This is a genomic window from Acetobacterium wieringae (assembly GCF_023700225.1).
GTDB lineage: Bacteria > Bacillota > Clostridia > Eubacteriales > Eubacteriaceae > Acetobacterium > Acetobacterium wieringae.
Genome location: NZ_CP097897.1, coordinates 2,466,240 through 2,478,666 on the forward strand (window position 1 = coordinate 2,466,240; position 12,427 = coordinate 2,478,666).

The following is a 12,427-nucleotide window of genomic DNA, read 5'->3' on the forward strand; positions in this document are numbered from 1 at the left end:
TGAAACAGGAGCGACGGCATGTCAAAAAAAAGATTCTTATTTATCATACTAATTTCCCTGATTGTTTTACTCTTTGCCGGTTGTGACAAAGATGACGGTACCACCGCCTATCTCACCTTGATGACGGTTCCCACATCAGCAACCATCCCCAATGGACTGCATCTTGACTCGATTTTAAGCATCACTAATCCCATCCCGGATGATCCCAATGGCGCTACGACCACTGTTCAGTTTGGTGTTTTTGGTTATACCAATACCGCCGGAGAACCGGTTTACTATGTTTACGGCAAAAAAGAATCTATCTCTGACGACCAGTCTCATTTGCTGGAGCAAGGTTTTTATCAAATGGATTATCGGGTCGACGAACAAAACGTTTATCTGGCCTTGAAAAACGGCAGTTCTCCCCTGACCAAGGTTGACAAGGGTAACGGAATTCCCACCGTTTACGATGGTGAACTCCCCTTTGGATTCTATACCCCAGTGGAAGACAAGGATGGGTTTTACACCTTTGTCGATGCCAACGGAGTAACCCAATACCGGGTATATGCCACCTTCCTGAACAAGAACGGAAATTTTTTCCCGGCCTCGGAAGACGGCCAAATGATTGCTGGTGCCTTGCCCATTAACAAGTCAGTGGAAGAAACCTTGCAATCTCAGGGACAAAGTGCTGTTTCCAAAATGATTACGACTCCGATTACCTGTACCAACATACCAACCACATATGTTGTATGAGCTAACCCACAAAAACAGCCACTCAGCAGTTTTTGTGGGTTTTATTGAGCTTTAGTCATACACCGGATGATATTCTGGATTTTGGTGGGCTTTAAAAAATAGGGTCAACTGTGCTTCGGTGGTTCGCCCCAGTGACAACGGTGGCAGCTGATCCATGGCAAAGAAACCACTCTCGATGGTTTCAGCGTTACATTTAAAGTCCCCCTCCAGTAATTCACACAGCATCAGGATCTTATAAATAGTATACGGACAGGTATCCTGGACCCATTTACTGCGATCCAGCAGCCCGACCAGTCGGGTTGGCTTAACCAGCACTCCGGCTTCTTCAAAGGCTTCTTTAATGACATTTTCCTGGGGTGTCCGGTTGACATCAGCCCACCCCCCCGGCAGCGACCAACGACCATCAATCTTTTCCCGAACCAGCAGGATCTTATTGTCGACAATCACACCACCCCGAACATCGACCTTGGGCGTTAAATAGCCTTCTTCCCTGATATAGTAATCTTTTATCACCTCATGGGAAATCTCTGTATGTTTTTCGATGATTTCTCGGGACAGCTTTTCAATTTCACGATAGCGAACCAGATCATAGTCGTTTTTGCAGTAGGTCAACCCCGACTGTGAGATTGATTGTAATTCTCTTGCCCATAAAAGCCATTGTTTTTCCATCTTTCTTCTCGAAGCAACGCTTCGCTCCTTTCAAAATTAACAATTTGTGTCTTCACTTTCTTAAATCTTATGTTATAATGTAGATAAGAATTAATCTAATTTGTTTATTTCTTTATTTTTGGGGAATATAACAAAAGAGATTAACATTGACTTAGGAGGTCTATTATGTGTAAAGAACCAAAATTTTTCGTCTGTAAACATTGTGGGAATTTCGTAGGAATGATTCACGAATCAGGTGCTCAAATGATCTGCTGTGGCGATCCCATGACAGAAGTTGTTCCCAATACGACTGATGCCGCTCAGGAAAAACACGTTCCTGTCATCACCGTAAATGGCAATACCGTCACCGTTGATATTGGTAGTGTTCCCCATCCAATGACGCCTGAACACCATATCGCCTGGGTCTATCTTGAAACCACCGAAGGTGGCCAACGAAAATGTCTGGCCGAAACCGGGGCACCGAAAGCCGAATTTGCTCTAACCCCTGGGGATAAAGTCATTGCAGCCTATGAATATTGTAACCTTCATGGTTTATGGAAAGCAAGTTTATAATTAAACACATGCTGTGAAAAATAATCCAGTAACTATAAAAGCTGCCGTCTTGGCAGCTTTTTCAGATTGTCAGAAGAATTCTTCAATAAATTCAGCGTAAGTGCCGTTGTAAAGGTTCATATCAATAAACGTTTCATCACCATCATAGCCGTCCATCATACCCCGGTGACTATATTGCCAGAAGGTAAAGGTTTCGCCGTTTGGCAACGTTTCAGGCCAGGCATTATCCAGATCGACGATCCAGATTTGATAATCTTTATAGTCGGTTCCAATATACATTTTAAAAATGCGCTGGGTGGTATAAATTATTGGTTTTACCCCATAATGATTTTCCAGTTCCTTTAGAAATTCATCAAGGATAACCTTAACCTGTTCCTTGGGTAAGGCATTGTCTTCATAAATTCCATACAATTCCAGATCAACTACCGGTGGCAGGTTCTGATCAGAAACCGGTACATTGGCAATAAAGTTCTGCGCTTGCGCTTTACCCGTCGTGTCATAATTTAAAAAGTGATATGCGCCGACCTTAAGGGCTGTTTTCTGACTCGCTTCCCAGTTCGTTTTAAATTTCGTGTCCACATAATCATTACCCTCTGTGGCTTTGATGAAGGCGAAATCAATATTCTGATCAGCCAGTAGTTCCCAATCAATATCGCCCTGGTAAGCAGACAGATCCACCCCTTTGACCAGATGATCCTCCCTTTTGGTCTGATTAAATGTATGGGTTACTCCATATATAATTAGCACAATGATAAACAAAACTCCAATTCCCACCCCCAGTGAGATAGCTTTTTTTACGGACATTCCATATTCCCCCTACTTTTTAATGTAAACCTGGTAATAGCAATTTGCTTCGCGGACGGTTTGCGAAAGCCGACATCAAAGTAAATCTTTTTCAATGTTTATAAATTACGCAATTACTTACTTAATGTAAACATTATAACAAAATATTTACTGGCGGGGAACCCTCTTAAGGAGTTATAATATAGCCATTATCCGAATCAAAGAATTCAAATTGATACATACAAGGAGATGCCATGGAAATAAATACCATCCTAACCCCGGTTCTTGCCGAAAAACTGGTTGTTTTGAAAGATAATATCAAACGTTTCCCCAAAGTCAGTATTGCCTTTTCCGGCGGTGTCGACAGTACCCTGTTGCTGCAGGTAGCAGTTTCTGTACTGGGAGATGCTGTATTGCCCATTACCGTTAACGGTGCGATGCTGCCCAGATCGGAATTTGCCGAAGCCCAAGCGCTGGCCAAAGCCATCGGAGCAATCCCCTTAGTGCTTGAAGCCGATGTCTTTGCATTGGAAAATTTTGTCAAAAACCCAACTGATCGCTGTTATCATTGCAAAAAATTTATTTTTACCCAGATCAAAGATGCTGCTCTGGCCAATGGCTACGAGGTAATTCTGGACGGCTCCAATCTTGATGATATGAAGGACTATCGACCCGGGATTAAAGCCTTGGGTGAGTTGGGGGTTTTTAGCCCATTAAAAGAGTCTGGACTGACCAAGCAGGATATCCGGGATCTCTCGGCCTATTACGGCTTACCAACAGCCACCAAACCGGCGATGGCCTGCCTGGCCACCCGGATTCCTACCAACACGCCGATTACTCCGGCCGCTCTGGCGGCTATAGAAGCCGGGGAGGATTTTCTCAAATCCCTGGGCTTAAACCAATACCGGCTGCGACTGCTGGGCGATACCGCTAAAATCGAATGCGACCCTGACGATTTTACCGTTATCATCGACAACCGCCTGGCCCTGATCGACACCCTGAAAAACCTCGGCATCAAATCCATCACCCTGGACCTGGCTGGCTACAACTGCGGCAATATGAACGGCTAAAACTCTTCGTTTAATTCATCCAGCTCCCGGTACATCTGGTAGAGATCGTAGTAGACCCCTTCTTCCCGGAGCAGTTCCTCATGAGAGCCTTTTTCGACAATCCCATCTTCGGTAAGAACCAAGATCGAGTCGGCATTTTTGATGGTGGTCAGCCGATGAGCAATGGTAAAGGTCGTTCGACCCCGAGTCAGCTCTTTTAGGGATTCCTGAACAATCCGTTCGCTTTCATTATCCAAAGCCGAGGTGGCTTCATCAAGAATCAGAATCGGTGGATTTTTTAAGAATACCCGGGCAATACTGATTCGCTGCTTCTGACCGCCTGAAAGTTTGATCCCCCGTTCGCCGATATAGGTATCATAACCCTGGGGCAGCTTCTCAATAAACGAATGGGCCCCGGCGTGTTTGGCTGCCTGAATTACGCTGTCCCGGTCGGCATCATTCCGACCATAGCTGATGTTCTCATAGACCGTCCCCGAAAAAAGATAAACATCCTGCTGAACAACCCCCACCTGAGTTCGCAGCGAATGGAGAGTCAGACCCTGAATATCCTGACCATCAATCAAAATCCGGCCGGAGCTCACAGTGTAGAAGCGCGGAATCAGATGACACATGGTCGTTTTTCCGCTGCCGGACGGTCCGACAATGGCAATATTCTGCCCTGCCTTCACCTCAACATCGATATGAGACAGCACCGCATCACCACCATCGTTGTATTGAAAGCTGACATCTTCAAAACGGACATCACCCACTACGTCAGTCAGTTCCACCTCATTGGCCTGATTTTCATATTCGGTCGGTTGATCGAGAATTTCGATAAAGCGTTCAAACCCGGTCATGCCTCGTTGAAACTGTTCGGCAAACTCGACAATCCGGCGGATCGATGTGAGCAAGGTGGTCACATACAGCAGATATGCCACATAGTCTCCAGGATTGATAGCACCATTGATCATAAAGATCCCGCCGCAGACCATTACCAGCAGGTACATCAGTCCGTCAAAAAGCCGGGTGGTGGTCTGGAAACCTGCAAAATAACGATACGTTTTTCGTTTAACTTCCAGAAACTGACTGTTCCCCGCCTCAAACTTCAGCTCTTCAATGCTTTCATTGGCAAAGGACTTCACCACCCGAATTCCCAGTAAATTGTCTTCCACCTGGGCGTTGATGTCCCCGGTCTTAACCCGCGACCGCATCATTTCCCGGCGCATTCGCTTACGAAAATAGGTGGTGGTCAAAAGCATCACCGGTAATGCGGCAAAAATAATCAGCGTCAGCCAGATATTAACGCTGGCCAATATCCCAAAGGATACTCCAATTTTCAGACCGGCAATAAAAAATTCCTCGGGACAATGATGCGCAAACTCGGTGACATCGAAAAGATCCGAGGTCATTCGGGACATCAGCTGACCGATTTTTGTATCGCTGTAAAACGAAAAAGACAGCTTCTGAAGATGCGAAAAAAGATCCCGGCGCATATCGGTTTCGATCTGAGCCCCCATCACATGACCGACATCGGCCATAAAATAATTAGCCACTGCGTCGATCAGTCGCAGCATCAGATATAACAGTCCCAGTTTTAGAATTGTTTCCACTGTCAGACTGGCCAAATCATTAATTGCGGCATTGGTAATAAACCGCACGATCAGCGGCAACACCAGATCGCAGGCCGTGGTCAGGGTCGCACAAAAGAGATCCAATAACAAAATCCATTTATATTTTTGATAATAGGGTATAAAACGTTTGATAAGTTGCGTATTCGTAATTTCCAAAATATGCCCTCTTTCTTAATTGTTCGTTAAAAAATTTGGGCAATCGAAAAACGGCTTGCCGTTTCCCAATTGCCCATTCATGGTCGTTTATAAATTACTCTGCTGACTGACTTTAGTCTGATCCTTCATAATTTCACTGAGGGATGTGGCCAGACCGGCCAAACTCTGAATTTCAGATGGTATAATGATCTTGGTGGCTTTGCCATCGGCTACCTTTTCAAAGGTTGATAGGCTTTTTAGCGCAATCACCGACTGGATTGGATCAGCAGCGTTTAACATTTTGACCCCATTTGCAACGGCTTCCTGAACCGTGATAATCGCTTCGGCTTCCCCTTCCGCCCGTCTGATCTGGGCTTCCCGGTCTGCTTCAGCGCTTAAAATAGCGGCCGCTTTCAACCCTTCTGCCTGCAAAATTGCCGCCGATTTTTCACCTTCTGCCACCAGAATAGCGCTGGCTTTTTCCCCTTCGGCCTGAAGAATTTTTTCACGTCGTTCCCGCTCGGCCTTCATCTGCCGTTCCATCGCATTTTGGATCGCTTCTGGTGGCATAATATTTTTAAGCTCGACCCGATTAATTTTAATCCCCCAGGGATCGGTGGCTTCATCGAGAATCACCCGCATCTTGGTATTAATGACATCTCGGGAGGTGAGCGTTGCATCAAGCTCCATATCTCCGATGATATTACGAAGGGTCGTAGCCGTTAAGTTTTCAATTGCCTTCATGGGATTATCCACCCCATACATATAAAATTTGGGATCGGTTACCTGCAAATATATAACCGTGTCAATTTGCATTGTGACGTTATCTTTGGTGATAACCGGTTGTGGTGGAAAATCGGCTACCCGCTCTTTTAAACTGATTCGTTTGGAGATCCGGTCAATAATTGGTATCGCAATATGAAAACCGGTTTCCCAGGTAGAATGATAAGCTCCCAGCCGTTCGACTACATAGGCATTGGCCTGAGGAACAATCTTGGCATTGACAATAATCACAACAATAAAAATGATAAAGATGACACCTAAAATAATGAGTCCATACATGTTTTTTTCCTCCTTTTATTTTGAAATAGTTTCTTTCTCAGCCGCCCGAACCATGGCCTTAACGCCTTCGATTCCCACAACAGTCACTTCAGCACCAATCGGAATAACAGCCTCACCATCGACATTTCGGGCTGACCAGGACTTCCCGTCTATTTTGACCGCCCCCTGACCTTTGAGGTTATTGATTTCTTCTTCAACAATGCCCCGGTTTTTAAGGATCCGATCGGCATTGGTCGCCATTTTTTGGGGATCCAGATGTTTCTTTAAAAACGGCTTTGTAACCAATAGTAAGCCAATGGAAACGACAAAAAAAACGATCATCTGCACCCAGAAAGCCGCGCCAAAATAGGCGGCAACTAAAGCCACCAAAGAGCCCACACAAAACCAGATTGAAACCAACGCCCCAGCTGTAACCAGTTCAGCTACCAGAAAAACGATAAACAAAATCAACCAGATAAAAACAAGATTCATCCTCTCACCTCCCTCATTCATTTGATTTATTATAACATAGTTTGATTCTTTTTTTATCTCAACTGTCCAAATCATTTTTTTAATTTTTTTCTTGCACATTTATTTTTTAGGTTGTATAATCAAAAACAAGTAAATCGAAAAGCGAGCATATGGTGCCTTAGCAATAAGGAGAATAGGGAATCAGGTGAGAGTCCTGAACGAACCCATCACTGTAAGGGCGGAGCAAACCACAAAGACCACTGTTTTTTAATGGGAAGGTGTGGCGTAGCGCTAAAACCCCAAGTCAGGAGACCTGCCTATACTCGATCCTGAATGAACGAAGGTAAAGTTCATGGCGGTTATTTTTATAATAACTGCTGTGGACTTTTTTATTTGCTAAAATACCAACAATCATTCAGGAGGAAACAATGACAATTCTGGAAAAAGCACGGGCGGGTGAAATCACCGCCGAAATGATTTATGTAGCTGAAAAAGAAGGGCTCGATCCCGAGCTGATTCGTCAGGGAGTGGCCACTGGTGAAATCGTCATTCTTAAAAGCGCCCGCCCCAATATCAACCCGGTGGCTGTCGGTAAAGGACTGTTTACCAAGGTCTCAGCCAGCGTCGGGATGTATGAAGTTGACGACACCATCGCCGGTGAAATGGCTAAAATTGACCAGGCCGTTAAGGCCAAGGCCGATACCCTGATGGACTTAAGTGTCCGGGGCCCAATCGATGCAATGCGTGAAAAAGTCTTAGCTACAGTGGATCGGCCAGTCGGTACCCTGCCCCTGTATCAAACCCTGGCCATGGCTCAGGAAAAATATGGTACCGCTTTAGATATGACCGCCGACGACATGTTTGCGATGATGGAAAAACATGCCGCTGATGGTGTCAGCTTTTTAGCCCTGCACTGCGGCACCACCACGGATGTCATCAATCGTGCTAAAGATGAAGGCCGGATTGATCCACTGGTCAGTTATGGGGGCTCCCACCTGATCGGCTGGATGGTGCATAACCAGTGTGAAAATCCTTTTTATACCCAATACGACCGGGTTCTGGAAATCTGCAAAAAATATGATGTCGTCCTGAGTTTTGCCGACGGCATGCGTCCCGGCTGTATCGCTGATTCGCTGGATGGCGCTCAGGTTCATGAATTGGTGATCCTCGGCGGCCTGGTTAAAAAGGCCTGGGCGGCTGGCGTTCAGGTGATGGTTAAAGGACCAGGTCATGTTCCCCTGGATCAGATTCAAACGACTGTCCAATTACAAAAACAATTATGCGGTGGTGCACCCTACTTTGTCTTTGGTTGTCTGCCCACTGATTCCGGGGCCGGGATGGATCATGTCACTGGTGCCATTGGCGGAGCGATTGCCGCCTATTATGGCGCGGACTTTCTCTGCTATGTGACCCCGGCCGAACACATCGGTATGCCCAGTGCCGAAGATGTCTATCTGGGCGTGATGGCCAGCCGCATTGCCGCCCATGCCGGTGATGTCGGCAAAGGTCATCCGGCGGCGATTGCCTGGGATCTGGAAATGTCCCACGCCCGGCGGGAACTCAACTGGGGCCGACAGATGGAACTGGCCATCGATACCGAAACTGCCACAAAAGTCTGGAAAGATCGCAGCACCAACTTCGCCTCCGAGTGCAGCATGTGCGGCGACTTCTGTGCCATGAAAATTGTCGGCAAGTATTTACGAGACGAAAACCAGGAAGTGAGGAACGAACGATGACCCAAATGTTAAAAGCGCGGGCGGGTAAAATTACCGAAGAAATGGAAATGGTGGCGATTAGCGAAGGCTTCACCCCGGAATTTATCCGGGCGGGAGTAGCCGCTGGCCGGATTGTCATTCCTAAAAATAAATTGCGCAACCGTTCTAAAATCTGCGGCATCGGCGGCGGACTGGACGTCAAAGTTAACGGTCTGATGGGCACCTCCGGTGACCGCGATGACATGGAAATGGAAGTCAAAAAGCTCAAAATCATTGAAGCCGCCGGTGCCCATGGCTTTATGGATTTAAGTATGGGTGCCGATATCGATACGATGCGGACCTTGAGTTTAAGTAATTCCAATATCGCCGCTGGCTGTGTGCCGGTGTATCAGGCGTGCCAAGAAGAAGCGGCTGATAAACGGGGCTTGATGGTCAATATGACCGCCGACGACTTGTTTGAAGTGGTGGAAAAACAGTGCCAGGCCGGGATGGATTTTATGGCTGTGCACTCGGCCTTAAATATGGATCTTCTCAAAATATTGAAAAAAACCGGTCGGGTAGCCGATATCTGCAGTCGGGGCGGCTCGCTGCTGACCGGCTGGATGTTCCATAATGATAAAGAAAACCCCCTCTATGAACAGTTTGACCGGTTGCTGGAAATTCTTAAAGCCACCGATACAGTTTTAAGCATCGGCGATGCCATCCGACCCGGCGCCAACGCCGACTCCCTCGATCAAGCCCACCTACGTGGCTTGATGGTTGCTGGCGAACTAACCAAACGGGCCCTGGCAGCTGGCGTTCAGGTGATGGTGGAAGGTCCCGGCCATGTGCCCCTAAACCATATACCCTCAGCCATGTTGCTGCAAAAACGACTTTGCTTTGAGGTGCCCTATTATATTTTGGGCTTCCTAGCAACTGATGTTGCTCCCGGTTATGATAATATATCCGGTGCCATCGGTGGAGCCTTTGCTGGTATGCATGGGGCCGACTTCCTTTGTTATCTGACTCCAGCCGAACATCTGGGTCTGCCCAATGAAGACGATGTCCGTATCGGTGTCGAAACCACCCGGATCGCTGCTAATGCCGCTAATGTCTTAAAACGTGGTAAAGCCGCCTGGAACCGCGATCTGGCGATGTCCCGGGCCCGGGTTGCCCGCAATCAGGAGGAACAGGTTAAAAACGCCATTAACCAGGCCAATCTGATTGCTGCCCTGGCGGCCCAGACGCCATCCCACGGCTGTGCCGTCTGTACCGACAGCAAATGTCCAGCCGATGTGGCCGCTGAGTTTTTTGGACTGGCATAAATGATAGCTTAAGTGATGCGGGCGAACACGGTTCGCCCCGAACTGACCAATCACTACCTTGCTAAAATAGATGTCTCGTTATTGTTTATCGGATTGTTTGTGCACCAAAAAAACAGCACCCGATCTAAATCATCAGACCGTAGGGGAGGTCCGTGACCTCCCGAAACGCTGTGCATTATAATTAATACCATAGAGAAGGGATAAGTACCATGATCGAAACCAAATATACCTTAAAACACGTCATCGATAACACCGAACCAGCTGATCCCAAGTGGCGGCAGGCGGCCCGGGATCATATTGAACAATTGGCCATTCCACCCTGGAGTCTCGGTCAGCTACTGGTCGTAGCTGAACAACTGGCCGGGATTCAGCGCACCATCCGCCCCAACGTTGATAAAAAAATGGTCATCACCATGGCCGGAGATCACGGCGTTGTGGCTGAAGGCGTTTCCGCCTTTCCCCAGGAGGTTACCCCACAGATGGTACAAAACTTTGTCAAAGGCGGTGCTGGCATTAACATTCTGGCGAAGGCCTCCGGGGCTGAAGTGATTGTTGTCGACATGGGCGTCGCCGTGGATATGCCCGAGCTGGTTAAGCAAGGTGCGATTATCGACTGCAAAATCGCTCGTGGCACCAAGAATTTTTACTACGAACCGGCAATGACCCGGGAGCAAGCCATTGCTGCTCTGGAAGCCGGAATCAACGTGGCTGCTCAGGTCATTGAAGAGCAGGGGATTAACCTTTTGGCCACCGGCGATATGGGTATCGGCAACACCACACCCAGCGCTGCAATCCTGGCCGTCATGGCCGAGTATCCGGTTTCATCCGTCACTGGCCGAGGCACCGGGATTGATAACGCCGCTCTGATTAATAAGATCAAAGTGATCCGGGAATCGATTAACCGCCATCAGCCCGACAAAACCGACCCCATCGATGTCCTCGCCAAAGTCGGCGGCTTCGAGATCGCTGGGATTGCCGGAGTGATTCTGGGTGCCGCCTTCAAACAGGTACCAGTCCTGGTGGACGGCTTTATTTCCACCGCCGGTGCGCTGATTGCCAAGGCGCTTTGCCCCCAGGCGCTGGATTACATGATCCCCTCCCATCAGAGTGAAGAACCGGGTCATCAGCTGATGTGGCAGGCCCTGGGGCTCAGACCGCTGCTTAACCTTAATTTCCGCCTGGGTGAAGGCACCGGAGCGGCGGTAGCCATGCACCTAGTCGAATCCTCGGCCCGGGTCATCTGTGACGTCTTAACCTTTGCCGATGCCGGAGTAACCAATGGTCATGAAGGGATATGATCCTAAGACCAACGGCGGTCAGTATCTGGAAGACCTGGCCACGGCCTACTGGGTTTCCGATGCCCTGTTTACGGCGCTGGAGATGGATCTTTTTCAGACCATCGATGATTTCGGAATCCGGGGTGCCAGTCTCGCTGAGCTCGCCCCCAAACTTGGCGCCAACGAAAGCGCCCTTAAACGATACCTGGCACTTTTAAAAAGCCTTGGCTTGCTGGGACAACACCAGAACATTTACTATAACCAATTGATTACCAAAGAATATCTACTGAAAGATAGCCCTCTTTATCAGGGTGACTCAATTCTGTGGCGAAAAAACCTGCGCGATGACTGGAATACCCTCAAAGCCTCGCTGTCTGCTGGCGGTCGGGTTAATTTTTTACCGGAAGATATCAGCGAGGCTGAACTGAACCGGCGCCGGGCCAACTATATCCGGGCTATGGACAATGTCGCCAAACTTAAAGCCCGGGATTGCACCGCCTTTTTTAGAGAACTTTGTGGTACTATTCTCGATATCGGGACCGGCTCCGGGGCCATGGCGCTGGCCTTTTTGGAGGCTTTCCCGGACACCGAAGCAACCCTGTTAGATATTGAGCAGATGCTGCCCCAGACCCATAAACTTGTTGAGGCCACCACTTTTTCTGATCGGGTTTGCTATCATCCCGCCAATATTCTTGAGCCAGAATGGGAGCTAACTCAAAAATATCAACTGATTATTCTTTCAAATATTGTTCATGCCTACGCCGAAGCGGAAAATGAACAGGTCTTAAAAACTGCGGCCAGCCATTTGAGCGATGACGGCATCATCCTGATTCATGATTTTTTTAATGAACATCACCCCGTCAAAGCTCATCTGAGCGATATCAACATGTTTTTAAACACCTACAACGGCAAGGTTTTTTCCGGAGCCTGGGTGATCGCTGAACTGGAAAAGCACGATTTAGTCACCTCACCATTGCTACCGCTAACTACTGACACGGCCCTGATCTTTGCCGCCCGATCCCAGTCGTCACTGGATCGCCTTTGTTTTAAACAAGATACCAATTAACT

The 12,427-nt window shown here is 47.8% G+C and carries 12 protein-coding genes and 1 riboswitch; of the genes, 7 read left to right on the plus strand and 5 right to left on the minus strand.

The window, feature by feature from the left end; all coding sequences use genetic code 11:
* The first annotated feature begins 18 nt into the window (after nucleotides 1-18).
* Nucleotides 19-732: a hypothetical protein gene (locus tag CHL1_RS11985; protein WP_070372738.1), complete on the plus strand. Its 714-nt coding sequence runs from the start codon at nucleotides 19-21 to the stop codon at nucleotides 730-732.
* Between the two features lie 51 nt (nucleotides 733-783).
* Here CHL1_RS11985 and CHL1_RS11990 read toward each other — a convergent pair whose 3' ends face one another.
* Entirely contained in the window at nucleotides 784-1,401 is a 618-nt protein-coding gene (locus CHL1_RS11990; RefSeq protein WP_070372739.1) for an NUDIX hydrolase, read from the minus strand.
* A 165-nt stretch (nucleotides 1,402-1,566) separates the two neighbouring features.
* Between CHL1_RS11990 and CHL1_RS11995 the strand changes: the two genes are divergently transcribed.
* Nucleotides 1,567-1,953 (plus strand): desulfoferrodoxin family protein, encoded by a 387-nt coding sequence (locus tag CHL1_RS11995; RefSeq protein ID WP_070372740.1) that lies wholly within the window; start codon nucleotides 1,567-1,569, stop codon nucleotides 1,951-1,953.
* 69 nt (nucleotides 1,954-2,022) lie between these two features.
* On the opposite strand, the gene CHL1_RS12000 is transcribed toward CHL1_RS11995, so the two are convergent.
* Nucleotides 2,023-2,757, minus strand: a complete 735-nt coding sequence (locus tag CHL1_RS12000) for a glycoside hydrolase family 25 protein (protein ID WP_070372741.1) — start codon at nucleotides 2,755-2,757, stop codon at nucleotides 2,023-2,025.
* 233 nt (nucleotides 2,758-2,990) lie between these two features.
* Here CHL1_RS12000 and larE point away from each other — a divergent pair, with 233 nt between their 5' ends.
* Complete coding sequence (gene larE, locus CHL1_RS12005) at nucleotides 2,991-3,806, plus strand: ATP-dependent sacrificial sulfur transferase LarE (protein WP_250933098.1); 816 nt, start codon at nucleotides 2,991-2,993, stop codon at nucleotides 3,804-3,806.
* On the opposite strand, the gene CHL1_RS12010 is transcribed toward larE, so the two are convergent.
* The 3 genes from CHL1_RS12010 to CHL1_RS12020 form a co-directional block, all read right to left on the minus strand.
* Nucleotides 3,803-5,566 carry an ABC transporter ATP-binding protein gene (locus CHL1_RS12010; protein WP_070372822.1) on the minus strand — a complete coding sequence of 588 codons (1,764 nt, stop codon included), beginning with the start codon at nucleotides 5,564-5,566 and terminating at the stop codon, nucleotides 3,803-3,805. The genes larE and CHL1_RS12010 overlap by 4 nt on opposite strands.
* A 93-nt stretch (nucleotides 5,567-5,659) precedes the next feature.
* Nucleotides 5,660-6,613 carry an SPFH domain-containing protein gene (locus CHL1_RS12015; protein ID WP_070372743.1) on the minus strand — a complete coding sequence of 318 codons (954 nt, stop codon included), beginning with the start codon at nucleotides 6,611-6,613 and terminating at the stop codon, nucleotides 5,660-5,662.
* 15 nt (nucleotides 6,614-6,628) lie between these two features.
* Nucleotides 6,629-7,084, minus strand: a complete 456-nt coding sequence (locus CHL1_RS12020; protein WP_243134704.1) for an NfeD family protein — start codon at nucleotides 7,082-7,084, stop codon at nucleotides 6,629-6,631.
* A 132-nt stretch (nucleotides 7,085-7,216) separates the two neighbouring features.
* Nucleotides 7,217-7,398: riboswitch (cobalamin riboswitch) on the plus strand.
* A gap of 93 nt (nucleotides 7,399-7,491) precedes the next feature.
* Here CHL1_RS12020 and thiC point away from each other — a divergent pair.
* From thiC to CHL1_RS12040, 4 genes are all read left to right on the plus strand, one after another.
* A complete protein-coding gene (thiC, locus tag CHL1_RS12025) occupies nucleotides 7,492-8,799 on the plus strand; it encodes a phosphomethylpyrimidine synthase ThiC (RefSeq protein ID WP_250933100.1) in 1,308 nt (435 codons plus the stop codon).
* Nucleotides 8,796-10,082, plus strand: a complete 1,287-nt coding sequence (bzaB, locus tag CHL1_RS12030) for a B12 lower ligand biosynthesis ThiC-like protein BzaB (RefSeq protein WP_250933102.1) — start codon at nucleotides 8,796-8,798, stop codon at nucleotides 10,080-10,082. The genes thiC and bzaB overlap by 4 nt, the downstream gene beginning before the upstream one ends.
* Nucleotides 10,083-10,291: 209 nt before the next feature.
* Nucleotides 10,292-11,380, plus strand: coding sequence for a nicotinate-nucleotide--dimethylbenzimidazole phosphoribosyltransferase (cobT, locus tag CHL1_RS12035; protein ID WP_250933103.1), 1,089 nt, complete (start codon nucleotides 10,292-10,294; stop codon nucleotides 11,378-11,380).
* Nucleotides 11,361-12,425 carry a class I SAM-dependent methyltransferase gene (locus CHL1_RS12040; RefSeq protein WP_250933105.1) on the plus strand — a complete coding sequence of 355 codons (1,065 nt, stop codon included), beginning with the start codon at nucleotides 11,361-11,363 and terminating at the stop codon, nucleotides 12,423-12,425. Before cobT ends, CHL1_RS12040 begins: the two co-directional genes overlap by 20 nt.
* The last annotated feature ends 2 nt before the right edge of the window (nucleotides 12,426-12,427 follow it).

Bases quoted from the DNA above. Each gene is read 5' to 3' on its own strand.
- bzaB (WP_250933102.1), top strand. From the start codon at position 8,796: ATGACCCAAATGTTAAAAGCGCGGGCGGGTAAAATTACCGAAGAAATG.
- CHL1_RS12015 (WP_070372743.1), bottom strand. From the start codon at position 6,613: ATGTATGGACTCATTATTTTAGGTGTCATCTTTATCATTTTTATTGTT.
- CHL1_RS12020 (WP_243134704.1), bottom strand. From the start codon at position 7,084: ATGAATCTTGTTTTTATCTGGTTGATTTTGTTTATCGTTTTTCTGGTA.
- CHL1_RS11995 (WP_070372740.1), top strand. From the start codon at position 1,567: ATGTGTAAAGAACCAAAATTTTTCGTCTGTAAACATTGTGGGAATTTC.
- thiC (WP_250933100.1), top strand. From the start codon at position 7,492: ATGACAATTCTGGAAAAAGCACGGGCGGGTGAAATCACCGCCGAAATG.
- CHL1_RS12000 (WP_070372741.1), bottom strand. From the start codon at position 2,757: ATGTCCGTAAAAAAAGCTATCTCACTGGGGGTGGGAATTGGAGTTTTG.
- CHL1_RS12040 (WP_250933105.1), top strand. From the start codon at position 11,361: ATGGTCATGAAGGGATATGATCCTAAGACCAACGGCGGTCAGTATCTG.
- CHL1_RS11985 (WP_070372738.1), top strand. From the start codon at position 19: ATGTCAAAAAAAAGATTCTTATTTATCATACTAATTTCCCTGATTGTT.
- larE (WP_250933098.1), top strand. From the start codon at position 2,991: ATGGAAATAAATACCATCCTAACCCCGGTTCTTGCCGAAAAACTGGTT.
- cobT (WP_250933103.1), top strand. From the start codon at position 10,292: ATGATCGAAACCAAATATACCTTAAAACACGTCATCGATAACACCGAA.
- CHL1_RS11990 (WP_070372739.1), bottom strand. From the start codon at position 1,401: ATGGAAAAACAATGGCTTTTATGGGCAAGAGAATTACAATCAATCTCA.